Raw genomic sequence first — 24,443 nt, 5'->3', positions numbered from 1 at the left:
TTAACTGCTTAAATTTAACTGCTTAAATTTAACTGCTTAATTCTCGCGGCTTAAGCCGAGCACGAGTCGCAGTACAAACCGAATTTGACGGAGTCATCATGGACATGAAAACCAGCATCACCAATTTACGCATCGACGGCAAACGCCTGTGGAACTCGCTGATGGATCTCGGCGCAATCGGCGCGACGCCGAAGGGCGGCGTCTGCCGTCTGGCGCTGACCGACCTCGACAAGCAAGGCCGCGACCTCGTCAGCAGCTGGGCGAAACAAGAAGGCATGAGCGTCGTCGTCGACCAGATCGGCAACATCTTCATGCGCCGCGCCGGCCGCAACAATGATCTGCCGCCGGTAGTCACCGGCTCGCACATCGACACGCAGCCGACCGGCGGCAAGTTCGACGGCAACTATGGCGTGCTGGCCGGCATGGAAGTGATCCGCACGCTGAATCAGCACAACATCCAGACCGAAGCACCGATCGAAGTCGCGGTGTGGACCAACGAAGAAGGTTCGCGCTTCGTGCCGGTGATGATGGGTTCAGGCGTGTTCTGCGGCGCCTTCACGCTGGAGCATGCTTACAGCGCGACCGACGTCGACGGCAAGAATGTGAAAGACGAGCTGACACGCATCGGCTACATCGGCGAACAGAAGTGCGGCGACCATCCGATCGGCGCGTATTACGAAGCGCACATTGAGCAAGGTCCGGTACTGGAAAACGCCGACACCGTCATCGGCGTGGTGCCGGCGGTGCTCGGCCTGTCATGGTACGACTGCACGGTCACCGGTTTTGAATCGCACGCCGGTCCGACGCCGATGGAAATCCGCAAGGATGCGCTGCAAGTGTCGACCTACATCATGCAGGAAGTCGTGGCGATCGCGAATCGCTACCCGCCTTACGGCCGCGGCACAGTCGGTCAGGTACAGGTAATGCCGAACAGCCGCAACGTGATCCCGGGCCAGGTGAAATTTTCCATCGACCTGCGCAACGTCAGCGACGAGACGCTGAATCAGATGCACGAAGACTTGCTGGCCTATCTGGAGCAAACCCGCCAGAAGACCGGCCTGAAGATCGAGCTGGAGCGCGTGTCTTATTTCCCGCCCTGCCCTTTCCATCCTGACTGCGTGGGTGAAGTCCGCAACGCGTCGGCGATGCTCGGTTACGCCACGATGGACGTCGTCTCCGGCGCCGGTCACGATGCGATTTACGCGGCCCGCCTGGCGCCGGCCGGCATGATCTTCGTGCCGTGCAAGGACGGCGTCAGCCACAACGAAATCGAAGACGCAAAACCGGAACATCTGGAAGCCGGAGCGAACGTTCTGTTGCACGCCATGCTCGCCAGCGCAAAAGTCGTCTCCTGATTGAAGAACCCGCAAGGAATAGTCATGCCGTTGAAAATCGTTATCGCCCGTCTGAACCACGAGACCAATACCTTCTCGCCGATCCCGACGCCGCTGGAAGCCTTCGCGCCGCAATGGGATGGCGCCGCTTATCAGGACCAGAAAGGCGCGCGCACCGCGATGGGCGCTTTCCTCGATATCGCCGACGGCATGTCGGCTTCCATCGTCACGCCGCTGGCCGCGACCGCCAACCCGAGCGCAACCGTGGCCGCTGATGCCTATACGCTGATGACCGATGCCATCGTGCGTGCCATCGAAGGCGGCTGCGACGCCATCATGCTGGATCTGCACGGCGCCATGGTGGCGGAAAACGCCGACGACGGCGAAGGCACGCTGCTCGAACGCATCCGCAAAATCGCGCCGCACGTCCCGATGTGCGTAGCGCTCGACCTGCATGGCAACGTCACGCAAAAGATGGTCGACAACGCCGACGTCATCGTCAGCTTCAAGACCTATCCGCATATCGACATGTACGAAACCGGCGAGCACGCCGGCCGCCTGCTGGTGGAATTGCTGCAGGAAAAATCGCGTCCGGTCACCGGCTGGCGGCAAGTACCGCTGCTGTCGGCGACGCTGACCAGCAATACTTCCGCATCGGCCATGCTGCGTGCGGTGGAACAAGCCAAGCTCGCCGAAAAACAAGCCGGCGTGCTGGCGGTATCGGTGCTGGCTGGTTTTCCATTGTCCGATTTCCGCGATGCGGGCATGTCGGTGGTGGTGGTGACCGACAACGATGCAGCGCTCGCGCAAAGCGTCGCCGACACGATTGCAAAACAGATCTGGGCCGAACGCGACGATTTCGTCTATGACAGCCAACCGCTGCGCCAATCGCTGGCGCATGCGCGCGAGATGGCGGCAGGTTCGGGCAAGGGTCCGGTGCTGCTGCTGGATCACAGCGACAACGTCATGTCGGGCGGCACCTGCAACACTATGGACGTACTGGAAGCGGCGCTGGCGGAAGGCATGAGCGGTATCGCCGCCGGCCCGATCAGCGATCCGGAAGCGGTCGCGCAATTGCTGAAAGCCGGCGTGGGCGGTACGGTCACGCTGGCGGTCGGCAATAAGGTCGCGCTGACCCAGCAAGGCATCACCAAGACGCCGCTGCAGCTGACGGGCAAAGTTGTGGCGATCACCGACGGCCTGTTCCGCGTGTCCGGCCCGATCTATACCGGCTCGGCCATCAACATGGGCAACAGCGTGCTGTTCGACACCGGCGCAGCGAAAATCGTGATCACCGAAGAGCGCGTCGAACCGTATGACCTCGGCGTGTTCACCAGCCTCGGCCTGGATCCGGCAACGATGGATTACGTCATTCTGAAATCGCGCATGTATTGCCGTCCGGTGTTCGTGCCGATCAGCAAGGGATTGGAAGAGTGTGATTCCGACAGCGGCGGACCGACCAGTTCGAACTTTGATCTGTTTCCGATTCGCAAGGTGCGCCGTCCGGTCTATCCGCTCGACGCTGCCACGCCGGCACCGGTCTGACGGCCTGAGTAAGCTGCCGATGCCACAAGCCGCAGCGCAGAGCCGCAAGGACCACCGCAGGGCCAAGCTGTTGTTGCTGGTTCTCGGCGTGGTCTGGGGACTGAACTGGCCTGCCGTCAAAGTCTCGCTAAGCGGCGTGTCGCCGTGGACCCTGCGCGCCATCGGCCTTGGCGCCGCGGCGTGCACGCTGTTCGTGCTGGCGCTGGTGCGTGGACGCGCGCTGCACATCGGCACGCGCGACCGCGTACACATCGTGATGACCGGTCTGCTCAACATTGCACTGTTCAATATCCTGCTGACCTTCGCCCAGCTCGGCGCGGCGACTTCGCGCGTGGCGATCATCACTTACTCGATGCCGCTGTGGGCGACGCTATTTGCACGCATCGCATTGGGCGAGAAACTGGACCGTGTGCGCGGCATGGGACTGGCGCTGGGAGCGTGCGGTCTGGCGGTACTGATTTCTCCTCTGATCGGCGGTGGCTTACCGCATGGAATTTTGTACGCGCTGGCAGCGGCCCTGACCTGGGCGGCGGGAACGGTCTACATGAAGTGGGCCAGAATCAATGCCGAACCGCTGGCGATCGCGGCCTGGCAATTGCTGATCGGTGCGCTGGTGGCGCTGACCGGTTTGCTGTCTTTCGAAGGCTGGCCGCATCCGGGCGCGTTGCATCTGCCGGTGATTTGCGCGCTGGCGTATCACATCTTTTTCGGCATGGCGGCGGGCTATATCCTGTGGTTTGAAATTATCGCCAAGCTGCCGGCCGGCATTGCCGCACTCGGCACGCTGCTGGTGCCGGTGGTCGGCGTCAGCGGTGCGGTCTTGTTGCTGGGAGAACGACCGAGCACGCCGGACATGCTGGGCTTCGCGCTGATTTTCAGCGCAGCGATTTGCGTGTTGCTGCCGGCGGGTTCACTGCGGTTGTTACGCCGGCCCTGACTACTCTTCCAGCGCCTGCAAAGAATTGACGTAGGCGGTCTCCAGCACATGATGCGGAACGTAGAGCAGATCCGTGATCGTCTCGGCCGCCAGCGCGCGCGAGAAGAAAAATCCCTGACCAAAATCGCAGCCGAGATTGCGCAGATGATCGACCTGCATTTCGGTTTCCGTTCCTTCCGCCACGACTTCGATGCCCAGATTGCGCGCCAGCGTCATGATGGTTTCGACGATTTGCAGACGCTCCTTGTCTTCCTTCATGCCCATGACGAAGGAGCGGTCGATCTTCAGCACGTCCAGCGGGAAGCGATGCAGATAGCTCAGTGACGAATAGCCGGTGCCGAAGTCATCGATGCTGAAGCGCACGCCCAGCGCGCGCAGCTGCGACAGGATCTTGATCGTGCGTTCGACGTCGCCCATGGTGACGCTCTCGGTGATTTCCAGACGCAACGTGTTGGGATCGATGCCAGTCTCTTTGATAATCTGCTGGATCTGATCGACCAGATTGGGTTGCACGAACTGGCGCGGCGAAATGTTGACGCTGATGGTCAGCGGCTTGGCGCGCGGGAATTGCTGGTGCCAGGCGTGCATCTGGCGGCAGGCTTCGCGCAGCACCCACATGCCGATGTGCAGGATCAGGCCGGTGTCTTCGGCAACATCGATGAAGTCGCCCGGATACACCAGTTCGTCCGCGCCGCGCCGCCAGCGAACCAGCGCTTCCACGCCGACGATGGTGCCCGCCTGCAGCTCGATGATAGGCTGGTAGTGCAGCACGAACTCATTGTTCTTCAACGCGTGCCGCAGCGCGGTCTCAATCGTCAGGCGGCTGACCGCGCCTTTGCGCATGCTGCGGTCGAACACCTCGTAATGGCTCTTGCCGACGGCCTTGGCGCGATACAGCGCCAGATCGGCGTCGCGCAGCACTTCGTCAGCCAGCGTGTGGCCGACGTCGCTGAAGACGATGCCGATGCTGGCGCCGGCATAGATTTCCTGATCGCGGATCAGGAAGGGCAGGGCCAGCGCCAGTTGAATCCGTTCCGCAATGCGCTCGGCTTCACTGACATCGGGAATGTCGCGCAGGAGCACGGTGAACTCGTCGCCGCCCATGCGCGCCAGCGTGTATTTCGGATTGGCGGGGGAAGTCCCGGCAGCGGTCGTGCCGGAGATGACATCAGGGCGCACCGCGTTTTTCAGTCGGGCCGCCACCTGGATGATCATGCGGTCGCCGGCCAGGTGGCCAAGGCTGTCGTTGATGATCTTGAAGCGATCAAGGTCGATGAACAGCACAGCAAAGCCGGCGTTGTCGTCTTCCCACTGGCGTTGCAGCGCCAGATCCAGCTGCTGCAGGAACAGCGTGCGATTGGGCAGGCCAGTCAGCGCATCGTGGGAGGCCTCATGGAGCAGGCGCACCTCGTTCTGGCGGCGTTCGGCGACGCGGCCGATACGGCTGGCGATCTGGCGCATGAGGCTCATCAGGCGCAGCAGATTGTCGTCCAGCGACAGGACGCGGTCTGAGAAAAATTCCAGTACAGCAACCACCTCGCCGCCGCTCAGCACCGGGAAGGCGACCCCGGCCTTGATGCCCGCTGCGCGCGCCACGTCGGCGCGCGGGGCTTCACGGTCGACGCCGATATTAACGGTCCAGACCGGTGCGGCTTCCTTGAAAGCGCGTCCCGGCAAATCTTTATGCGCCTGGAAGTCCGGACTGCCGGTCATGCAGTGGAAGGCGCTGAACTCGGGTCGCATGACGCCGTGCCAGATGCCGGCTGACGCCAGCGTGGTCTGATTGCCCATTTTGCGGACGTGATAGCAGTGCCCCAGCGGCCAGCCGGTGTAGAGACAAATCTCGTCCACTGCGAACTGGAGAATCGCATCGACCGAGTCGGCCTGGTTGGCGGCGGCGGCGACGCCTTCCAGCAATTGCAGTTGGCGCAGACGGCTTTCCAGACGGGCATCGGATTGCATGCGTGCATCGCGCTCGCGGACCAGGGACTGCGTCAGCTTTTTTATTTCCACGGCATGCGCGGCCGTGTCCGGTTTTGTTGTCATTGTGGTGAAAGGTATGGCGGTGGTGATATGCGCATTGCCGTGTTGCACTTCCAAGCGTTCGATTATAGCGGGCCGTTGTCACTGTTGCATTAAATCATCGTCGGCGCCGATGTAAAGTTATCGGCAAAAGCTGCCGATGATCTTGATAAGGCATTAACAGGCACGGCAAAGGGCGACTATCCTGCGATTTGGCGCCTGCCCCCTGTGATACGCTGGATCATCCAATAAGAAGAAACATCGATGCCTGCGCCGCAAGGCGCAGAATATAAACCGCGACCGGCGCCCTCCATAGCGCCGGAAACACGGATAGGAGACCGGCATGAAAAACTTCAGAATTGGCGTACGTCTTGGTATCGGCTTCGTTGCCATGCTGATGCTGATGGCGGTGATGGTCGGTATCGGCGTCTGGCGGTTGCAAGGCATCGGCGACGCCACCGACGACATGGTCAAAAATGCCTTGCAGAAAGAACGCGACGCCTCGAAATGGCATGCCGCCATCAAGGAAAACGGCGTGCGCACTTTTGCGGTGATGCGCAGCGATGATGCCGACTTCCAGAAGTACTTCCAGACGCAGATCGATGCGGAATCGAAGAAGGTCAGCGATATCCAGAAACGCGTGGAGACCGCCATTTCCTCACCGGAAGAAAAGCAGCTGTTCGACGAAGTCGGCAAGCTGCGCGCCGTCTATCGCACCGCGCGCGAAGACATCTTCAAGATGAAAGCCGCCGGCAAGGCGGAAGAAGCCAAGCAGCTGACCAACACCAAGCTGGTCAAGATGATGGACGACTATTCCGGCAGCGTGCTGAAGTACGCCGACTACCAGACGCAGGTCATCGACCGCTCCGCTCAGCACATCAACGACAGCTATCAATCGGGACGCAGCCTGCTGCTGACTCTGGGCGTGATCGAACTGATCCTCGGCGGCATCCTCGGCTGGCTGCTGACGCTGAGCATCACGCGCCCGCTCAATGAAGCTGTCAGCATCGCCGAAACTGTGGCGTCGGGCGATCTGACTTCGCACATCGACGGCAGCGGCAAGGATGAAACCAGCAAGCTGCTGCAAGCCCTGAAGACCATGAATGACAATCTGCTCAATATCGTCGGCAAGGTGCGCAGCGGCACCGATACGATTGCCACGGCGTCCAGCGAAATCGCCAGCGGCAATCTCGATCTGTCGGCACGCACCGAAAGCCAGGCGGGTTCGCTGGAAGAAACCGCCTCGGCCATGGAACAACTCACGTCCACCGTCAAACAGAATGCCGACAATGCCCGCCAGGCGAATCAACTGGCCGTATCGGCTTCGGAAGTTGCCGTGCATGGCGGCAGCGTGGTCGGCCAGGTGGTCGATACCATGGGCGCCATCAATGCTTCGTCCAGGCGCATCGTCGACATCATCAGCGTCATTGACGGCATCGCCTTCCAGACGAATATTCTGGCGTTGAACGCGGCAGTGGAAGCGGCGCGCGCCGGCGAACAGGGGCGCGGTTTCGCCGTGGTGGCATCCGAAGTGCGCAGTCTGGCGCAACGTTCGGCAGCCGCCGCCAAGGAGATCAAAACCCTGATCGACGACTCGGTGGAAAAGGTCGACTCCGGCAGCAAGCTGGTGGAACAAGCCGGCGCCACCATGACCGAAGTGGTGGCCAGCGTGCGGCGCGTGACCGACATCGTGGCGGAGATCAGTTCCGCCAGCCAAGAACAAAGCGACGGCATCGAGCAAGTCAACCAGGCCATTACCCAGATGGACGAGACCACGCAGCAAAATGCGGCGCTGGTCGAGCAAGCCGCCGCCGCCGCACAGTCATTGCAGGATCAGGCGACGACGCTCACACAGGTGGTCAGCGTCTTCAAGCTGGACAACACCCGTCTTGCACCTCAGCCCACGCTGCGCACTGTTGACATCACGCCTGCACGCAAGTCGGCGAAAGTCGCCGCTGCAACGCCGCCGAAGCTGAAGCAGACGGCTTCCTCAAAATCACCTGCAGAGGCGGATTGGGAGCAGTTCTGACGGCAGCTTCGACAAAACTGAGGATATAAAAAAAGCGCCGGTATCAAACCGGCGCTTTTTCATCTGATGCGGGCATATGCTGATGATCAGGCGGCCAGCGCCTTCTCCAGCAACTGATGCAATTCAGCGAATTGCGGTTCGCCGACATAGCGTTTCAGGATGCTGCCGTCCTTGCCGATGACGAAGGTGGTCGGGGTCAGCTTGACGTCGCCGAAGGCCTTGGCCAAGGTGTCTTGCGGATCGAGCACAACCTTGAAAGGCAGCTTGCGTGTCTCGGTGTAGTTCAGCACGTAGTTCGGCGGATCGTAGCTCATTGCGACGGCGACGAAGTCCAGGCCCTGATCCTTGTACTTGTTGTAGGTCGAAATCATTTGCGGCATTTCACCCACGCAAGTGGTGCAGCTGGTGGCCCAGAAATTGATCATGACGACCTTGCCGCGCATATCCTTGAGTGCGACTTTCTGGCCGTCGAGCTTGACGAAGGTCACATCGGGCGCAGTGTTTTTCGCCGACAGCGAGGTGTAGCCGAACAGCGCAATGGCGGCAACGACGGCGACGCCGCCGAGCTTGAGCGCGAGGCGGCTGCGCGGGGCAGTGCTAGTGCTGGTAACTGAACTGGTGGCGTGTTGAGCTTCCATGTCTTTTCCGTTGTAAGTACTGCTGGCCCGTCATGATTGCCAATCCGACAATGTTGCAGGCATAACTGTGGAACCATTATAGACGCGCTTTCTGCTTCGTGCCGGAGGCGGCTTCCCGAATAACAACGCCATAAAAAAACCGCCGGTGTCGGTGACATCGGCGGTTCTTATCGCTGCTGCAGTGCCCGGCCTGCATCTGACAGGATGGCGTCAGAGCGGTTCCGATTACTTGGCCGGATCCGGTGGCGGCTGCTTGATGTATTGCTTCAATTCTTCTTCCGAGATGTACTCGTACAGCGTCACGACCTTTTGCACGCCGCTGACGCCGCTGGCGATTTCAGCACCGCGCTTGCCTTCGCGTTCGGTCACGCGTCCCATCATGTAGACGATGCCGCGTTCGGTGGTGATCTTGAAGGCGCTGGCGTACAGTTCCTTGGCATCCACCAGGCTGGCCAGCACTTTGCTGGTGATCAATGCGTCGCCGGAGCGTGCCGAGAAGCCGGATGAACCGGACACCACCAGCTCATTGAACACGCCGGTGACATTAGGCAGGCTCTTGATCTCGCGCTCGGCGGCTGCCTTCGATGCTTCGTCAGGCACTTCACCGGAGAGCAGGACCTTGCGGTTGAAGCTGGTCACATTGACGTGAGAACCGGCGGCGACCACGTCAGGGATATTGGCTTCGCCCTTGACGACAATCGACTTGTCTTCGGTCTGCGCACCCAGCGTGCGGCGATCCGTTGCAGCGAACGTGCCTGCCAGCATGCCGCCGGCGAGTACGCCGAAGCAACCTTGCAGCCCGATCGCGAGCATGCCGCCCACGGCAACTGCCGCCAGCGGACGACGCCATTTCAACCAACCTGCCTTGACATCATTCATTCACATCACCTCCAAATAGCGCGACATCGATACCGTCGCAAATACAATGCAGAGTCACCAGATGCACTTCCTGAATGCGCGCGGTACGGTCATGCGGCACGCAGATATGCACATCGGCGTCGGTAAGTTTCTTGCCGATGGCGCCGCCGCCTTTACCGGTCAGCGCCACCACGCGCATGTCGCGTTCCTGCGCCACCTCGATTGCCGCCAGCACATTGCCTGAGTTGCCCGAGGTCGAAAACGCCAGCAGCACGTCGCCGGCCTGGCCAAAGGCCTGCACCTGCTTCGAGAAGATTTCGAGATAGCTGTAATCGTTGCCGACTGCAGTCAGGATCGAGGTATCCGTAGTCAGCGCCAGTGCCGGCAGCGGCAGACGTTCACGTTCGAAGCGTCCCACCAGTTCGGCGGCGAAATGCTGGCAATCCGCTGCCGATCCGCCGTTGCCGCAGGCAAGAATCTTGTTGCCGTTCGACAGCGCCGTGAACATAAGTTCAATCGCCTGCTCAATCGGCTGCGCCAATACGGAAGCAGCGTGAATCTTGAGTTCGGCACTTTCTTGAAAATGCGAGAGGATACGTTGATTAGTCATGGTACGAGAGTCTTTATCAGTGCATGAAGAACGACAGTCCCAGGTTCGTCCCGGTCAGGCTGCCGGCATGGAGGGGAAGATGAAGCGATCCAACCCGGCCTGCAACGGCAACAGGCTCGTCAATTATAGTGTAGTTGGCCTGCTCCACCCCGGGGCGAGGGGTAAAGAAGCGTATCAAAATGCTTCAGATATTGCTTCTACGGCATTTTTCAGCCAGGTCATCTGCTCGCCGTCGTAGCCGATGACGTCGAAACGGCAGTCCGGGGGCATGCGATAGCGCTGCAGAAATACCTGTGCGGCAATGATCAGGCGTTTTTGTTTCGTGCGTGTGACGCTGGCGAGCGCGCCGCCGAAATCGTTTTTGCTGCGCTTGCGCACTTCGACGAAAACGATGGTGTCACGCTCGCGCATGATGAGGTCGATTTCGCCGCCTTTGCAGCGGAAGTTGCGTTCGACCTCCACCAGTCCCTGCGTCAACAGGAATGCCAGAGCATCGTCTTCAGCCGCGTCGCCACTGACTTGCTTGCTGGTGCGTTGACTGCGCCCGCGAAGGTTGATGCCAAGGCGTTCAAACAAAGCCATGCGTTTAACCCATCAGCGCTGGTTGGCAACCGGAACCGCCACGCCGTCCTGATAGACAGCCTGGGTTTCCTTGCGCTGGAAGTAGGTCGCGCCGGCCGCCATGTTGACGTTGATCTGGCCGGTCACGCCGTCGATGTCGAAACCGGAACGCTGCTGGGCGATTTCGTTAGCGACGCGGAAAGCATCGATGCCGAGCGCGTAGAGACGTTCGAGGTCGGCGTTCGGCTTGACGTCGGCATTGGCGACGGAACGTGGATACGCCATGACGGCGGCGTTGTCCGCCTGCAATTGCCAGGGCATGTCGACCAGATGTACGCCATCGAGCTCGGGCAGTCGATTGTCGGGAGCCGGCGGAGTACCGGTAGCAGCGCTGGCGGCAGCGTTGTTCGCCGCTGCATTGATGGCTGCCGTAGCGCTGGCCAGCGTCAGCGGATTGAGTTGAGAGGTGCCATAGAGCGCGATGTCATTGCCGATGGCGCTGCGCAACTGGATGGTTTGCGCGGCATCGAGGGCGACGAACAGCAAGGACGGTTTTTCCGCCTGGATGCGCTGGCCCAGTTGCGCCAGGCCGGTGGCGCTCAGCGCATTGTTGGGCACGCTCAGTTCGAGGTTGTCCACGGTCAGGCCTTGCTGGCGCGCCTGCTGCGTGAAGGCTTTGACCGCGCGGCGCTGCCAGGCGATGTTGGTGGAAATCGCGAAAATCTTGCCGGGCGTCTTTTCGTGTTCGACCCAGGCGGCGACCTGGCGCGCTTCTTCTTCGATCGACAAACCCATCATGATGATCTGGCGCGGCAACCGCTGGTCGGCCGTATCGGGCAGATCCGGCTGAGCCAGGGCGATGGTCGGTTTGCGTACAGTGGCTGACTGCACCAGCGCCGTCACCGCGCTGCGCGACAGCGGGCCAACGATGATGTCATATTTGCCGGAGGCGTCGTTATAGGCGTTGAGCGCTTCCTGTGCGGAATCCCCGGTTTCGATGATGGTGATGACGATATTGTCTTTCTTGCGCTCGGAAGCCGTCAGGAAACCGGTTCGCACCGCATCGGCAGCGGCGCCGAACACGCTGGAGCGCAACGGCAGCAGCAAGGCTATGCGTACCGGCGGCTGGTTGTTCTCGGGCGGCAAACTGAAGTCCGTTGCCGGTGGCGGCGCAGATGCTGCCTGCGTTGCCGATACAGCAGGTGCGGGTGTAACAGCAGCCGCATCATTCGCAGTAACGGTTGTAAATGCCTGCACGGAAGCGCACAATCCGCTCAGCAGCGCGGTCAGCAAGATGACTTTCGCCCATTTTCCCAACATGATCTTCTCCAATGAGTCACCCCAACTCGAACGCACACGCTGCATCCATTGCATCCATCACTTCTCTTGCTTCGTCCGTCCTGACGGAGGCCGCGCAACAGACTTATCCTGAGTCGGCATTATATGTGCTGGCTACGCCCATCGGAAATGTTTGCGACCTGACGTTGCGCGCTTTGCACGTCTTGTCGATCGTGAATGCCGTGGCCTGCGAAGACACCCGCAACACCAGCCATCTGCTGACGCGCTACGGCATCAGCCAGACGCTCATCGCCGCGCACGAACACAACGAACGCGAAGCCGCCGATAAAATCATTGCGCGCCTGCAGCAAGGTGAACGCATTGCGCTGGTGTCCGATGCCGGTACGCCGGCAGTGTCCGATCCGGGTGCGCGCATTGTGGAAGCGGTACGCGCCGCCGGTCTGACCGTGGTGCCGCTGCCGGGCGCATCGGCTGCCGTGACGGCATTGTCAGCCAGCGGCCTGATCAACGATCAGTTCCATTTTGTCGGCTTTTTGCCGAACAAGAGCAAGCAGCGCGAAAGCGCTCTGCTGAAGCTGGCGCAGGATGCGTCCACGCTGGTGTTTTACGAAGCGCCGCATCGCATCGTGGAAACCGTCGACGCCCTGTTGCTGGCGTTCGGTCCGCAACGCCAGATCGTGCTGGCGCGCGAGCTGACCAAGCTGTTCGAAACCATCCATCGCTGCGCACTGGCCGACGCACCAGCCTGGCTGGCGGCGGACGCCAACCGTCAGCGCGGCGAATTCGTGGTTCTGGTGGAAGGCGCCACCGCCGGTGAAGATGCGGTCGCCGACGCCGATGCCGAACGCATCCTGCAGATTCTGCTGGCGGAGTTGCCGGTCAAACAAGCCGCTGCCTTGACGGCGCAGATCACCGGCCAAAAGAAAAACGCGCTCTATGAGCGCGCTTTGCAGTTGCGGGACGCGGCCGAATAATTCCGGCGCATCCTCTTCGCCGGCAACTCAGTGTGCGGTCGACTTCGAAAACAGATTCAACACCAGCACACCCGCCAGAATCAGGCCCATGCCGACGATGGCCGGGGTATCCAGCGTCTGCCCATAGACAAAATACGCCACGATCGAAATCAGGACGATGCCGAGACCGGACCAGATCGCGTAGGCGATGCCGACCGGAATCGTCTTGAGCGTCATCGACAAAAACAAGAACGCCAGCGCGTAACCGACCACCACCGCCACCGACGGAATCAGCTTGGTGAAACCATCGGATGCACGCAAGGCGGACGTGGCGATGACTTCCGAAACAATGGCGATGCCCAGCAACAGGTAGGGATGCATGCGTCCTCCTTCAGATAATCAATACGAATATATCGAACGAGCCGATCAGCGCTCGACCACGAAGCCCGTGACGTTGGCACGCTGGCGAATCAGTTGCGCTGCATCCATCGCGGCTGGACGGCTGGCGTAAGGGCCGGCGTACAAGCGATAGAGGCCGTTGACGACGACCGTCTCCAGCTTGTCGACGGCGCCGCTCAGGTTTTGCATCAGCTTGTCGCGCGCGCTGCGGGCGTTGGCTTCCTGAGCGTAGGCGCCGAATTGCAGATAGAAGCCGCTGGCCAGCGCCGTGCTGCTTGTGCTCGCTGCGTTTGCCGTGCCGGCTTCACCGGTCGATGTACCGCTGGCCGCCTGTACCGCCGCCGGCGTGGTCGTCATGGCAATCGGCATGATCTGCCCTTGCGGTGCAACACTGCCTACTGTCACCGAAGATGTTGCAGGGGCACTGTTGGCCGCGTTCACCGGCACCGGCGTCGCCGTGATGCCGTTGCGCTTGTTCTCGGCAATGCGGTTGATTTCATCCGGCAACAAACGCTCTACTTCCAGTTCGCTGCTGCCTGACGACAAATAGCCCAGCTTCAGCGCAGCGGTATAGGACAAGTCGATGATGCGCGTCGAATGGAAAGGCCCGCGATCGTTGATGCGCACGATGACCTGCGCACCGGTCTTCAGATTGGTGACGCGGGCGTAGGATGGAATCGGCAAGGTCGGATGCGCCGCCGTCATCTTGTACATGTCGTAAAGCTCGCCGGACGAGGTCTTCTGACCGTGAAATTTCTTGCCGTACCAGCTGCCGATGCCGCGCTGCTTGAACGGGCGATCATCCGTAATCGGCGTATAGGTTTTGCCGAACACCGCATAAGGACGGCTGCCGGCCTTGGAAAACGGTTCTACCTTGGGATCGGCGTCCGGCGTATCAAGCAGGCCGTCAGGCGGCTGATCGCCCGGGCCGTCATCCTTGTAATAACCTCCACGTCCCGAACCCGCCGCCGGTAGCGCCGGCAATGGCTTGCCGTTGGCGGTACGCGCCGCCGGTGTGGAAGCGGTGGAAGACGGCGTGGATGTATTCAGCGGCGGCGCGCTGCTGCAGGCGGCAAGCGCCAGTGGCGCCAGAATGGCAACATAGCGCAGCAAAGATGACAAGCGCGCCAGACGCGCGGGGGGTGCCGCAGGGGCAAAGAAAACTCGCATTGCAATCTTCCCAGACTTGTTAGTTTTATCAGGCTTGCAAACATAGGCAAGCGCAACGATACCAGAGTATCGGAAGCATCCCTGAAATGTCTGTCAGGAGAAACTGACGTTACAAAGAGAAACTTTCCGAACGGATCGCTCTATGTCTGCACCAGCTTGCGATGCCGCTGAATGCTCATCAGAATGCCCGCGCCCAGACCCAGGGTGACCAACGCAGTGCCGCCGTAGCTCATGAACGGCAGCGGCACGCCGACCACCGGCAGAATGCCGCTGACCATGCCCATGTTCACGAAGGCATAGGTGAAGAAGATCATGGTGATCGCACCGCCCAGCAAGCGCGTGAACAGCGTCGGCGCGTTGGCGGTGATCATCAGCCCGCGGCCGATCAGCAGCAGGTACAGGAATAGCAGAATCAGGTTGCCGATCAGGCCGAATTCTTCCGAATACACCGAGAAGATGAAGTCGGTGGTGCGTTCCGGGATGAATTCCAGGTGCGTCTGCGTGCCCATCAGCCAGCCTTTGCCGGTGATGCCGCCGGAACCGATGGCGATGGTCGACTGGATGATGTGGAAACCCTTGCCCAGCGGGTCGGAAGTCGGATCGATCAGCATCATTACGCGCTGCCGCTGGTAATCGTGCAGCACCGACCAGATCACCGGCAAGCTGGCGGCGCCGGCGATGACCAGTCCGGTCAGCACCTTCCACGACAAACCCGCAAAGAAGATTACATAAAAACCCGCCGCCAGCACCAGCACGCCGGTGCCGAGGTCCGGCTGACGGATGATCAGGCCGACCGGCACCGCCAGCAGTACCCCCGCGATCAGAAACACCGGCCAGCGGATCATGCCTTCCCGTTTCTGGAAGTACCAGGCCAGCATCAGCGGCATAGCGATTTTCATGACTTCAGATGGCTGTACGACCATGCCGATATTGAGCCAGCGCCGCGACCCTTTCTTGACGATGCCGAACAACGCCACACCGATCAGCAGCGCCACGCCGATGGTGTAAATCGGCACCGCAAACCGCAACAGCGTCTGCGGCGAGACATTGGCGGCAATCCACATGACGATGAAGGCAACCAGAATATTGCGCAACTGGTCTTCAACGCGGCCGGGGAAGTTCATGCCCGCCGAATACAGCGTCACGATGCCGACCGACATGATCAGGAAAATGATCAGCGAGAGCGCACCATCGAACACCGCCAGATGCGGTTTGATGATTTGCCAGAGAGGCGGTCGATGGAGACTCATAGGGGGAAATGACTCATAACAGGCTCCTAGTCCCTGAGATCGTTGCCGACCGGATCCGGTCCGGAGGTAGCGGCGGCTGCGGCAGCCGCTGCTGCGTCATCGCCCTTGCCTGCCGGTTTGGTCTTGTCGCCGGGCCGCTTGCCGAGCAGATAAAAATCGATCGCCTTGCGCGCCAGCGGCGCTGCGGCTTCCGCACCCCAGCCGCCGTTTTCGACGATGACCGACAAGGCGATGCGCGGCTTGTCGGCCGGTGCAAACGCGGTGAACAGCGCATTATCCAGCAGATGCGTGGCGAGGCGCTTGGCGTCGTATTTTTCGTTCTTCTTGATCGATACCACCTGCGCGGTGCCGCTCTTGCCGGCCGAGGTGTATTCGGCGCCGGCGAATACGCGCGCGCCGGTGCCTTCCTTGTTGACGCCGACCATGGCTTGCTTGATGACGTCAATGTTTTCCTGCTTCAACGGAATGCGATAGCTTTCCTTCGGCACGGTCACGGTGCGCTCATGCGTGACGCCGTCTTCGATCATTTTGACCAGATGCGGCTTCATGACGATGCCGTTGTTGGCCAGCGTTGCGGTGGCGTGCGCCATCTGAATCGGCGTGAAGGCGTTGTAACCCTGGCCGATGCCCAGCGAAATGGTTTCGCCGGCGTACCACTTGCGCTGCTCCGGCTTGCGGTAGGCGTTGCTCTTCCAGGTGGTCGACGGCAGCAGGCCCTTGCGCTCGTGCTCGAGGTCAATGCCGGTGATCTGGCCGAAGCCGAACGGCTTCATGAAATCATGGATGGCGTCGACGCCGAGGTCGTTGGCCAGCATGTAATAGTAAGTATCGCAGGACACCACGATCGAGCGATACATGTCGACCACGCCGTGGCCGCCTTCCTTGTCATCGCGGAACTTGTGGTTGCCGAGCCAGAAGTAACCCGGATCGCGAATGGAGTCGGACGGCTTGCGCTTGCCCAGCTCCAATGCGGCCAACGCCATGAACGGCTTGTAAGTCGAACCCGGCGGGTACGTACCGGACAGCGGACGATTGATCAGCGGACGGTCAGGCGAATTGTTCAGCTCGTCCCAGGTTTGCTGGTCGATGCCTTCCACAAACACGTTGGGGTCGAACGACGGTTGCGAGACGTAGGCCAGGATGTCGCCAGTCGCGGGATCGATCGCCACCAGCGCGCCCTTGCGGTCGCCGAAGGCTTCTTCAATCACTTTTTGCAGTTCGATGTCGATCGACAGGATCAAGTTCTGGCCCGGGCTGGCTGGTGTGCGCGACAGCGTGCGCACCGCGCGGCCGCCGGCGGAGATTTCCACTTCTTCGTAACCTGTGGTGCCGTGCAGCTGGGTTTCGTAACTTTTTTCCAGGCCTTCCTTGCCGATGTAGTCGGTGCCGTTGTAGTTGGCTTCGTCGTCGGAGTCGGCAATGCGGTCGGCGTCGCGCTGGCTGATGCGGCCGATGTAGCCAATTACGTGCGCGGCGGTTTTGCCGTATGGATATTGGCGGAACAGGCGCGCCTGGATATCGACGCCGGGGAAACGGTAACGCTGCGCGGTGAACTTGGCGACTTCTTCGTCGGTCAGGCGCGTACGGATCGGCAGGCTTTCAAAGTTCTTGGATTCTTCCTGCAGCTTGCGGAAACGGCGCCGGTCCTTGGGCTGGATATCGACCAGCGTGCTGAGTTCGTCGACCAGTTCGTCGAGGCCCATGGTGATCTTGGACGGCGTGATTTCCAGCGTGTAGGCGGAATAGTTGCGCGCCAGCACGACGCCGTTGCGATCCAGAATCAGGCCGCGATTGGGCACGATCGGCACCACCGAGATGCGGTTTTCTTCCGCCTGCGCCGCGTAAGCGTCGTGACGGACGATCTGCAGCCAGATGAAGCGCGCCGTCAGCAGGCTGAAACACACGAGCACCAGCACCGCCACTGCGAACAGGCGCAGCCGGAAGAGCTTGAGTTCATGCTCGGTGTTTTTGAATTCTGTCATGTTGGAAACACGCTCTGCGCTTTGGTCTAGATCGGACGGTTATCGTCGCGATTGATCGCGCGTCGCTGCGGCGCGAGCAGCAGCCATGTCACCAGCGGCCACAACAGTGCGCAGACAAAGCTCTCACTGAAGTAATACCAATGCGGGAATTTGCCGCTGACCATCAGGCGCACCACCAGTTGCACAGCTTGCGTGAGCAGCATCAGCGGCAGGATGTGCAAGGCTTGCGTGCCGACCGGGAACCACAGCACGCGGCGGTGGATCATGATCGAAAAATACGATAGCAACGTGTAGGCCAGCGCGTTCTCGCCCAGCAGGGTGGCTTCGTTCACGTCCATCAGCAGGCCCATCATGAAGGCAATGCTGATGCCGATCTTGCGCGGCTCGTGGATGGCCCAGAACACCAGCACCAGCGCGACGAAGTCGGGAACGCCGACCCATTGGCCCCAGGGCAGCAGGTTGAGCAGGAAAGCCGCAATCAGACTGATCGCGATGAAAATCGGATTCGCCGGCAGCAGGATGTAATGTGGATCGTTCATCGGGTGCTCTTGGCTGGTTGTGCGGCTGGCGTAGCGGCAGCGGCCGCCGGTTTGGCTGGGGCCGGGGCGGCAGGAGTTGCAGGCGCTGCGGCAGCCGGTTTCGCCGCCGGGGCAGCGGACGCGGCGGTTGCAGTCGATGCAGCCGCTGGCGCAGCAGTCGGCGTTTGCCCCTTGCGGTCTTCGCTCGGCGCGTCCTTGGCCGGCACCGCGTCGCCTTCTTTGGCGCTATCGCGGAAACGGCGTTTGAGCAGCTTGTCGGCCTTGTCCGGGCTGCCTTCCGGATCCGGGCGCGGCGCCACGGTCTGTTCGACCAGCAAGATCAGTAATTGCTTGTGGCGATCAACGCCGGCCGCCGGCAGACAGACGATGTGGGCAAAAGCATCGGTGGACTTGGTTTCCACCTGCAGCACGCTGGCTACCGACAAGCCCGGCGGATACACGCCGTCGATACCCGACGTCACCAGCGCATCGCCCTTCTGGATGTCGGCATTGGCCGCCATGAAACGCAGATCGAGTACGCCGGACTGGCCTCGACCATAGGCCACGCTGCGCAGGCCGTTGCGCAGGACCTGAACCGGAATGGCCTGGTCCTTGTCGGTCAGCAGGGTCACTTCAGACGTAAATGGAAACACGCGCGTCACCTGCCCCACGATACCGACGTCGTCAATCACCGGCTGGCCGGTCGCTACACCTTGCTGAGAACCGCGGTTGAGGATGATCTTGCGGGTAAACGGATCACGCGCGTCATACAGAATCTCGCCGACGATGGATTTGCTGTGAATCCGCTGCTGCATGCTCAGCAAATTGCGCAATTGCGTGTTTTCGGCCGCCATCTGGCGTTCTTGCTGCAGCAACTGCGCGTTCATCGCCTGTTGGCGGCGCAAGGCGTCGTTTTCCTTCTGCAGCGCGTTGAGCGAATTGAAATAGTCGCCAACGCGGTAAGCGGCGTCGCGCGGCATCAGCGCCACCACCTGAAAGGGATACAAGCCGGTGCCGACCGCCTGCCGCACCATGGTCAGGGCATGCATGCGCGAATCGACCACCAGCATGATGATCGAAATCAGGGCGAAAAAGCCGGCGCGAGCGCGGGATGAAGCGCCTTGTTTGAAGAGTGGAGGGATATCCATTGATGGTCAGGCCGAGACCGATGCCGGGGAAGCCGAAAACCGCAACAGCCCGCACAGGGCGGGCTGGAGGATAGACAGCGGACGGATACCGGGAAGGTTGCAGTCAATATCAGGAAGACAACGCGTCGTCGCAGCCGAGATTTCGCCGCTGTGCGAACCGGAAGTTCGCAGCACCGGCCAAATCTGCTTGTGCTCTGTCATAGGCGCGTTTCAGTTCCTCGAGGTTGACAAGGCTCCTGTAACGGAATTATTCGTTGGAGAAAATCGAACCCAGTTTGTCCATGCGATCGAGCGCCATGCCGGAACCGCGCACCACGCAGGTCAGCGGATCTTCGGCGACGATCACAGGCAAGCCGGTTTCTTCCATCAGCAAACGGTCCAGATCGCGCAACAGCGCGCCGCCGCCGGTCAGCATCATGCCCTTTTCAGCGATGTCGGCGCCCAGTTCCGGCGGAGTTTGCTCCAGAGCATTCTTTACTGCGGAAACGATGTTGTTCAGCGGATCGGTCAGCGCTTCCAGGATTTCGTTGCTGGAGATGGTGAACGAGCGTGGAATGCCTTCGGACAGGTTGCGGCCCTTGACTTCCATTTCCTTGACTTCGGAGCCTGGGAAGGCGGAACCGATTTCCTTCTTGATCGCTTCGGCGGTTTGCTCGCCGATCAGCATGCCGTAGTTGCGGCGGATGTAGTTGACGATGGCTTCGTCGAACTTGTCGCCGCCGACGCGGACCGAACCCTTGTACACCATGCCGCCCAGCGAGATGATGCCGACTTCCGTCGTGCCGCCGCCGATGTCGACCACCATCGAGCCGGTTGCATCCGACACCGGCAGGCCGGAACCGATTGCCGCCGCCATTGGCTCTTCGATCAGGTAAACCTGCGAAGCGCCCGCGCCCAGCGCCGATTCACGGATCGCACGGCGCTCCACCTGGGTCGAACCGCAAGGAACGCAGATGATGATGCGCGGGGATGGGCGGAACAGCTTGGAGTCGTGCACCATGCGGATGAACTGCTTGAGCATCTGCTCGGTGACGGTAAAGTCTGCAATCACGCCGTCCTTCATCGGGCGGATGGCTTCGATGTTGCCGGGAACCTTGCCCAGCATCTGCTTTGCTTCCTTGCCGACTGCCTGGATGGTCTTTTTGCCGTTCGGGCCGCCTTGCTGGCGGATCGCCACAACCGACGGCTCGTCAAGGACGATACCTTGACCACGTACATAAATCAGAGTGTTTGCCGTTCCAAGGTCAATAGCGAGGTCGTTAGAGAAATAACTACGTAAAAATCCAAACATGAAGTGTCCTGATGCGCCAGAGTCGCGCGCTTTGCAATTTTGTAAGTGGGATGTCTTTTTCAGAAGCTGTTGCAAAATGAAGCTGCCCGGAGGCGCCGCCGTGGACCCGCACAGAAAGCGTACAGGAGTACAACCGGGGCGACGCAGCAACGTCAGCTTCATTTTGCAACAGCTTCTTTTATGACTGCGGCGACACAAATCGGCGCCAGCAAGGCATTAGTCCTACATTCTACCTTATAATTTGAGAGAAACCAGCAGGCAAAACTGTCAATAATCCTTGCCTGATGCCAGATACTTCTGCGTTTTTACCGGCATTTACCTGCGTAATTGCAAGCGCGTGCATGGTCGACGACGCGATTTTTCAACACACTAGCTCTTGCGCCCGGCGCGCACCTTCCTATCATGACTCTAGCCCTTTCCGATGTTAAGCGCATTGCCAATCTGTCCCGTCTGGAATTGACAGATGAACAAGCAGGTCAAACCCTGGACAAACTGAACGGCATTTTCTCCCTGGTCGAACAGATGAAAGCGGTCGACACCACCGGCATCGAGCCGCTGAGCCACCCGATTGCCGCCCTGACCACCGATTTGTCGCTGCGCCTGCGCGAAGATGCCGTGACCGAAACCAATCACCGCGACGACTATCAGAAACCGGCGCCGGCAACTCAGGACGGCCTCTACCTGGTACCCAAGGTCATCGAATAATCGCCGCTCGTCACGACATGCGCATCGCGCGTCCGCAGCCTCACAGAACCTGAAAAACGAATACCTTTTCCATGCACACCAAGACCATTAAAGAGCTTTCGACGCTACTGCAGACCAAGAAAATTTCGGCGACCGAACTGGCCACTTTATTCCTCGACCGCATCGGCGGCAGCGATCTCAATGCCTTCCTGCACGTCGACCGCGCACTCACGCTCAGGCAAGCCGCGCAAGCCGATCAACGCATCGCCGCCAACGACGTCACGCCGCTGACCGGCATTCCGATCGCGCACAAAGACATTTTCGTCACGCGCGACTGGCGCACCACGGCCGGTTCGAAGATGCTGGAAAATTATGTAAGCCCGTTTGATGCAACCGTGGTGGAACAGTTCAACGCTGCCGGCACTGTTACATTGGGCAAGCTCAACTGCGACGAATTCGCCATGGGCTCGGGCAACGAAAATTCTTACTTCGGCGCGGTCAAAAATCCGTGGGACAAGACTGCGGTACCGGGCGGTTCCTCCGGCGGTTCGGCTGCAGCAATCGCCGCGCGCCTGGCGCCGGCAGCAACCGCCACCGACACCGGCGGCTCGATTCGCCAGCCGGCTTCGCTGTGCGGCGTGACCGGCATCAAGCCGACCTACGGCAGCGTCTCGCGCTACGGCATGATCGCGTTTGCGTCCTCGCTCGACCAGGGCGGCCCGATTGCCAAAACCGCCGAAGACTGCGGCCTGCTGCTTAACGCCATGACCGGTTTCGATCAGCGCGATTCAACCAGCATCGAGCGTCCGAAGGAAGACTTCAACCGCTCGCTCAACGACAGCCTGAAAGGATTGCGCATCGGCGTGCCGAAAGAATTCTTCGGCGCCGGTCTGGCCGCCGATGTCGAGCAAGCCGTGCGCGCCGCGCTCAGCGAATACGAAAAACTCGGCGCCACGCTGGTGGATATTTCACTGCCGAAAACCGAGCTGTCGATCCCCGTGTATTACGTGATTGCCCCGGCCGAAGCATCGTCCAATCTGTCGCGTTTCGACGGCGTGCGCTACGGCCATCGCGCCGCCGATTACAAGGATCTCGCCGACATGTACAAGAAGTCGCGCGCGGAAGGTTTCGGCGACGAAGTGAAGCGCCGCATCCTGGTCGGCGCCTACGTGTTGTCGCACGGTTATTACGACGCCTACTACCTGCAGGCGCAAAAAATCCGCCGCCTGATCGCGCAGGAATTCCAGAGCGTGCTGTTCGGCCCGAACCGTCAGTGCGACGTCATCATGGGTCCCGTGTCGCCAACCGTGGCATGGGATCTGGGCGACAAGACCGACGACCCGATCGCCAACTACCTGGCCGATATCTTCACGCTGTCGACCAGCCTGGCAGGCTTGCCGGGCATGTCGATCCCGTGCGGTTTCGGTCAGGGCGAAAAGAACGGCAAGCGTCCGGTCGGCCTGCAAATCATCGGCAGCTACTACGATGAAGCGCGCCTGCTGAATGTCGCGCACCAGTATCAGCAAGTCACCGACTGGCATCTGCGCGCACCGGCTTAATCGCCATTCAGGAACACCACGAAGCGCCACGAAACAATAGAGAATCAGCGAGGAATATTATGCAGTGGGAAGTCGTCATCGGTCTGGAAACGCACACACAGCTTTCGACCGAATCCAAAATTTTCAGCGGCTCGTCGACACAGTTCGGCTCCGCCCCCAACACACAGGCCAGCCCGGTCGATCTGGCATTGCCGGGCGTCTTGCCGGTGCTGAACAAAGGCGCTGTCGAACGCGCCATCCAATTCGGCCTGGCCATCGGCGCAACGATCGCGCCGCGCTCGGTGTTTGCGCGCAAAAACTACTTCTACCCCGACCTGCCGAAGGGCTATCAGATCAGCCAGTTTGAAATCCCGGTGGTCCAGGGCGGCAAGATTTCCTTCGTGATGGAAAAGGACGGCAAGGCCGAAATCAAGACCCTGCAACTGACCCGCGCCCACCTCGAAGAAGACGCCGGCAAATCGCTGCACGAAGACTATCAGGGCATGAGCGGCATCGACCTCAACCGCGCCGGCACGCCGCTGCTGGAAATCGTCACCGAACCCGACATGCGCAGCGCCGCCGAAGCCGTCGCCTACGCCAAGGCCCTGCACTCGCTGGTGATGTGGCTCGGCATCTGCGACGGCAACATGCAGGAAGGTTCGTTCCGCTGCGATGCCAACGTCTCCGTGCGTCCGGTCGGACAGAAGGAATACGGTACACGCTGCGAGATCAAGAACCTCAACTCCTTCCGCTTCATGGAAGACGCGATCAACTACGAAGTGCGTCGCCAGGTCGAGCTCATCGAAGACGGCGGCACCGTCGTGCAGGAAACGCGTCTCTACGATCCGGACAAGAAAGAAACACGCTCCATGCGCAGCAAGGAAGACGCGCAGGATTACCGCTATTTCCCCGACCCCGATCTGCCGCCGCTGGTCATCGCGCAAGAGTGGATAGCACGCGTCAAAGCCACCATGCCGGAACTGCCGGGCGCCATGCGCGAGCGCTTCGTCAACGACTACGGCCTGCCCGAATACGACGCCGCCGTGCTCACTCAATCGAAGTCGATGGCGTCCTACTTTGAAGCCGTCGTCACCGCCGCCGGCAAAGAACAAGCCAAGCCCGCTGCCAATTGGCTCATGGGCGACGTCGCCTCCACCCTCAACCGCGAAGACACCGATATCGCCGACGCTCCCGTCAGCGCCGTACAACTGTCGCTGCTGCTGAAGCGCATCGCCGACGGCACGATCTCCAACAAGATTGCCAAAGAAGTTTTCGCCGGCATGTGGGAAGCCAAATCCGACAAGGATACTTTGGCCGACGACATCATCGACGCCAAGGGCCTGAAGCAGATCTCCGACAGCGGCGCACTCGAAGCCATCGTCGACCAGGTGCTGGCAGCGAATGAAAAATCGGTAGCGGAATTCCGCTCGGGTAAGGAACAAGCCATCAACGCACTGATCGGCCAGGCCATGAAGGCGACCAAGGGCAAGGCGAATCCGGCGCAGTTGACAGAATTGCTGCGCAAGAAACTGGCGGGCTGATTTCCGCCAGCGACTTGACTCGGTTGCCAAAGCCGCTGCCTGTGCAGCGGCTTTTTTCATGGCGCTTCACGGGGTAAGGTGCAAGGTACCCGATACGATCAAAAATCGCATATGGATATGCCAACTTATTCGTTGC

General features: G+C 60.5%; 21 protein-coding genes. 8 read left to right on the top strand and 13 right to left on the bottom strand.

What is annotated here, in order from left to right:
- The first annotated feature begins 98 nt into the window (after positions 1 to 98).
- From AC1RN6_RS05510 to AC1RN6_RS05500, 3 genes are read left to right on the top strand one after another with little or no spacing between them, the layout of a single operon-like run.
- A complete protein-coding gene (locus tag AC1RN6_RS05510) occupies positions 99 to 1,355 on the top strand; it encodes a Zn-dependent hydrolase (protein ID WP_493003690.1) in 1,257 nt (418 codons plus the stop codon).
- Between the two features lie 24 nt (positions 1,356 to 1,379).
- A complete protein-coding gene (locus AC1RN6_RS05505) occupies positions 1,380 to 2,879 on the top strand; it encodes a M81 family metallopeptidase (RefSeq protein WP_493003688.1) in 1,500 nt (499 codons plus the stop codon).
- Between the two features lie 19 nt (positions 2,880 to 2,898).
- Positions 2,899 to 3,816 carry a DMT family transporter gene (locus tag AC1RN6_RS05500; protein WP_493003686.1) on the top strand — a complete coding sequence of 306 codons (918 nt, stop codon included), beginning with the start codon at positions 2,899 to 2,901 and terminating at the stop codon, positions 3,814 to 3,816.
- Here the strand turns inward: AC1RN6_RS05500 and AC1RN6_RS05495 are convergent, their stop codons facing one another.
- Positions 3,817 to 5,862 (bottom strand): bifunctional diguanylate cyclase/phosphodiesterase, encoded by a 2,046-nt coding sequence (locus AC1RN6_RS05495; protein ID WP_493003684.1) that lies wholly within the window; start codon positions 5,860 to 5,862, stop codon positions 3,817 to 3,819. It lies immediately after the preceding gene.
- A gap of 319 nt (positions 5,863 to 6,181) precedes the next feature.
- Here AC1RN6_RS05495 and AC1RN6_RS05490 point away from each other — a divergent pair, with 319 nt between their 5' ends.
- Entirely contained in the window at positions 6,182 to 7,867 is a 1,686-nt protein-coding gene (locus AC1RN6_RS05490) for a methyl-accepting chemotaxis protein (RefSeq protein WP_493003682.1), read from the top strand.
- An 86-nt stretch (positions 7,868 to 7,953) separates the two neighbouring features.
- Here AC1RN6_RS05490 and AC1RN6_RS05485 read toward each other — a convergent pair whose 3' ends face one another.
- The 5 genes from AC1RN6_RS05485 to AC1RN6_RS05465 form a co-directional block, all read right to left on the bottom strand.
- Positions 7,954 to 8,505 carry a peroxiredoxin family protein gene (locus AC1RN6_RS05485; RefSeq protein ID WP_493003681.1) on the bottom strand — a complete coding sequence of 184 codons (552 nt, stop codon included), beginning with the start codon at positions 8,503 to 8,505 and terminating at the stop codon, positions 7,954 to 7,956.
- Positions 8,506 to 8,730: 225 nt separating this feature from the next.
- On the bottom strand, positions 8,731 to 9,384 hold the full coding sequence (locus tag AC1RN6_RS05480) for a BON domain-containing protein (RefSeq protein WP_493003679.1): 654 nt from the start codon (positions 9,382 to 9,384) through the stop codon (positions 8,731 to 8,733).
- Entirely contained in the window at positions 9,377 to 9,973 is a 597-nt protein-coding gene (locus AC1RN6_RS05475) for a phosphoheptose isomerase (RefSeq protein WP_493003678.1), read from the bottom strand. The genes AC1RN6_RS05480 and AC1RN6_RS05475 overlap by 8 nt, the downstream gene beginning before the upstream one ends.
- Before the next feature lie 174 nt (positions 9,974 to 10,147).
- On the bottom strand, positions 10,148 to 10,555 hold the full coding sequence (locus tag AC1RN6_RS05470; RefSeq protein ID WP_493003677.1) for a YraN family protein: 408 nt from the start codon (positions 10,553 to 10,555) through the stop codon (positions 10,148 to 10,150).
- 12 nt (positions 10,556 to 10,567) lie between these two features.
- Entirely contained in the window at positions 10,568 to 11,854 is a 1,287-nt protein-coding gene (locus AC1RN6_RS05465; RefSeq protein ID WP_493003676.1) for a penicillin-binding protein activator, read from the bottom strand.
- 11 nt (positions 11,855 to 11,865) lie between these two features.
- On the opposite strand from AC1RN6_RS05465, the gene rsmI reads away from it, so the two are divergent.
- Positions 11,866 to 12,807: a 16S rRNA (cytidine(1402)-2'-O)-methyltransferase gene (gene rsmI / locus AC1RN6_RS05460; RefSeq protein WP_493003674.1), complete on the top strand. Its 942-nt coding sequence runs from the start codon at positions 11,866 to 11,868 to the stop codon at positions 12,805 to 12,807.
- A 27-nt stretch (positions 12,808 to 12,834) separates the two neighbouring features.
- Here rsmI and AC1RN6_RS05455 read toward each other — a convergent pair whose 3' ends face one another.
- The 7 genes from AC1RN6_RS05455 to AC1RN6_RS05425 all read right to left on the bottom strand — a co-directional run bounded on the left by AC1RN6_RS05455 (position 12,835) and on the right by AC1RN6_RS05425 (position 20,544).
- Positions 12,835 to 13,167, bottom strand: coding sequence for an SMR family transporter (locus AC1RN6_RS05455; RefSeq protein WP_493003672.1), 333 nt, complete (start codon positions 13,165 to 13,167; stop codon positions 12,835 to 12,837).
- 45 nt (positions 13,168 to 13,212) lie between these two features.
- Positions 13,213 to 14,355: a septal ring lytic transglycosylase RlpA family protein gene (locus AC1RN6_RS05450; RefSeq protein ID WP_493003671.1), complete on the bottom strand. Its 1,143-nt coding sequence runs from the start codon at positions 14,353 to 14,355 to the stop codon at positions 13,213 to 13,215.
- Positions 14,356 to 14,495: 140 nt separating this feature from the next.
- Positions 14,496 to 15,605 (bottom strand): rod shape-determining protein RodA, encoded by a 1,110-nt coding sequence (gene rodA / locus AC1RN6_RS05445; RefSeq protein WP_493003669.1) that lies wholly within the window; start codon positions 15,603 to 15,605, stop codon positions 14,496 to 14,498.
- Between the two features lie 26 nt (positions 15,606 to 15,631).
- Positions 15,632 to 17,587, bottom strand: coding sequence for a penicillin-binding protein 2 (mrdA, locus tag AC1RN6_RS05440; protein WP_493003667.1), 1,956 nt, complete (start codon positions 17,585 to 17,587; stop codon positions 15,632 to 15,634).
- Positions 17,588 to 17,613: 26 nt separating this feature from the next.
- Positions 17,614 to 18,126 (bottom strand): rod shape-determining protein MreD, encoded by a 513-nt coding sequence (gene mreD / locus AC1RN6_RS05435; protein WP_050479340.1) that lies wholly within the window; start codon positions 18,124 to 18,126, stop codon positions 17,614 to 17,616.
- The gene (gene mreC, locus AC1RN6_RS05430) at positions 18,123 to 19,253 is read right to left on the bottom strand and encodes a rod shape-determining protein MreC (RefSeq protein ID WP_493003665.1); all 1,131 of its coding nucleotides are present in this window, start codon (positions 19,251 to 19,253) and stop codon (positions 18,123 to 18,125) included. Before mreC ends, mreD begins: the two co-directional genes overlap by 4 nt.
- Positions 19,254 to 19,500: 247 nt before the next feature.
- Positions 19,501 to 20,544 carry a rod shape-determining protein gene (locus tag AC1RN6_RS05425; RefSeq protein ID WP_007881173.1) on the bottom strand — a complete coding sequence of 348 codons (1,044 nt, stop codon included), beginning with the start codon at positions 20,542 to 20,544 and terminating at the stop codon, positions 19,501 to 19,503.
- A 402-nt stretch (positions 20,545 to 20,946) separates the two neighbouring features.
- On the opposite strand from AC1RN6_RS05425, the gene gatC reads away from it, so the two are divergent.
- The 3 genes from gatC to gatB all read left to right on the top strand — a co-directional run bounded on the left by gatC (position 20,947) and on the right by gatB (position 24,307).
- Positions 20,947 to 21,249 carry an Asp-tRNA(Asn)/Glu-tRNA(Gln) amidotransferase subunit GatC gene (gene gatC / locus AC1RN6_RS05420; protein ID WP_007881174.1) on the top strand — a complete coding sequence of 101 codons (303 nt, stop codon included), beginning with the start codon at positions 20,947 to 20,949 and terminating at the stop codon, positions 21,247 to 21,249.
- A gap of 71 nt (positions 21,250 to 21,320) precedes the next feature.
- The gene (gatA, locus tag AC1RN6_RS05415) at positions 21,321 to 22,787 is read left to right on the top strand and encodes an Asp-tRNA(Asn)/Glu-tRNA(Gln) amidotransferase subunit GatA (protein ID WP_493003663.1); all 1,467 of its coding nucleotides are present in this window, start codon (positions 21,321 to 21,323) and stop codon (positions 22,785 to 22,787) included.
- Between the two features lie 59 nt (positions 22,788 to 22,846).
- Positions 22,847 to 24,307: an Asp-tRNA(Asn)/Glu-tRNA(Gln) amidotransferase subunit GatB gene (gatB, locus tag AC1RN6_RS05410; RefSeq protein ID WP_493003661.1), complete on the top strand. Its 1,461-nt coding sequence runs from the start codon at positions 22,847 to 22,849 to the stop codon at positions 24,305 to 24,307.
- Positions 24,308 to 24,443: the final 136 nt, after the last annotated feature.

The sequence above is a fragment of the Herbaspirillum sp. GW822-FHT03A08 genome (assembly GCF_058801885.1).
Note: the sequence above shows the minus strand (reverse complement) of the source record. Positions and strands in the feature narration are given on the sequence as shown.

What these genes read in the sequence shown, in the direction of transcription:
- gatA (WP_493003663.1), top strand. Translation starts at nt 21,321, where the DNA reads ATGCACACCAAGACCATTAAAGAGCTTTCGACGCTACTGCAGACCAAG.
- AC1RN6_RS05505 (WP_493003688.1), top strand. Translation starts at nt 1,380, where the DNA reads ATGCCGTTGAAAATCGTTATCGCCCGTCTGAACCACGAGACCAATACC.
- AC1RN6_RS05425 (WP_007881173.1), bottom strand. Translation starts at nt 20,544, where the DNA reads ATGTTTGGATTTTTACGTAGTTATTTCTCTAACGACCTCGCTATTGAC.
- AC1RN6_RS05500 (WP_493003686.1), top strand. Translation starts at nt 2,899, where the DNA reads ATGCCACAAGCCGCAGCGCAGAGCCGCAAGGACCACCGCAGGGCCAAG.
- AC1RN6_RS05480 (WP_493003679.1), bottom strand. Translation starts at nt 9,384, where the DNA reads ATGAATGATGTCAAGGCAGGTTGGTTGAAATGGCGTCGTCCGCTGGCG.
- mreD (WP_050479340.1), bottom strand. Translation starts at nt 18,126, where the DNA reads ATGAACGATCCACATTACATCCTGCTGCCGGCGAATCCGATTTTCATC.
- gatC (WP_007881174.1), top strand. Translation starts at nt 20,947, where the DNA reads ATGACTCTAGCCCTTTCCGATGTTAAGCGCATTGCCAATCTGTCCCGT.
- AC1RN6_RS05465 (WP_493003676.1), bottom strand. Translation starts at nt 11,854, where the DNA reads ATGTTGGGAAAATGGGCGAAAGTCATCTTGCTGACCGCGCTGCTGAGC.
- mrdA (WP_493003667.1), bottom strand. Translation starts at nt 17,587, where the DNA reads ATGACAGAATTCAAAAACACCGAGCATGAACTCAAGCTCTTCCGGCTG.
- AC1RN6_RS05485 (WP_493003681.1), bottom strand. Translation starts at nt 8,505, where the DNA reads ATGGAAGCTCAACACGCCACCAGTTCAGTTACCAGCACTAGCACTGCC.
- AC1RN6_RS05490 (WP_493003682.1), top strand. Translation starts at nt 6,182, where the DNA reads ATGAAAAACTTCAGAATTGGCGTACGTCTTGGTATCGGCTTCGTTGCC.
- AC1RN6_RS05510 (WP_493003690.1), top strand. Translation starts at nt 99, where the DNA reads ATGGACATGAAAACCAGCATCACCAATTTACGCATCGACGGCAAACGC.
- AC1RN6_RS05455 (WP_493003672.1), bottom strand. Translation starts at nt 13,167, where the DNA reads ATGCATCCCTACCTGTTGCTGGGCATCGCCATTGTTTCGGAAGTCATC.
- gatB (WP_493003661.1), top strand. Translation starts at nt 22,847, where the DNA reads ATGCAGTGGGAAGTCGTCATCGGTCTGGAAACGCACACACAGCTTTCG.
- rodA (WP_493003669.1), bottom strand. Translation starts at nt 15,605, where the DNA reads ATGAGTCTCCATCGACCGCCTCTCTGGCAAATCATCAAACCGCATCTG.
- AC1RN6_RS05470 (WP_493003677.1), bottom strand. Translation starts at nt 10,555, where the DNA reads ATGGCTTTGTTTGAACGCCTTGGCATCAACCTTCGCGGGCGCAGTCAA.
- AC1RN6_RS05450 (WP_493003671.1), bottom strand. Translation starts at nt 14,355, where the DNA reads ATGCGAGTTTTCTTTGCCCCTGCGGCACCCCCCGCGCGTCTGGCGCGC.
- rsmI (WP_493003674.1), top strand. Translation starts at nt 11,866, where the DNA reads ATGAGTCACCCCAACTCGAACGCACACGCTGCATCCATTGCATCCATC.
- mreC (WP_493003665.1), bottom strand. Translation starts at nt 19,253, where the DNA reads ATGGATATCCCTCCACTCTTCAAACAAGGCGCTTCATCCCGCGCTCGC.
- AC1RN6_RS05495 (WP_493003684.1), bottom strand. Translation starts at nt 5,862, where the DNA reads ATGACAACAAAACCGGACACGGCCGCGCATGCCGTGGAAATAAAAAAG.
- AC1RN6_RS05475 (WP_493003678.1), bottom strand. Translation starts at nt 9,973, where the DNA reads ATGACTAATCAACGTATCCTCTCGCATTTTCAAGAAAGTGCCGAACTC.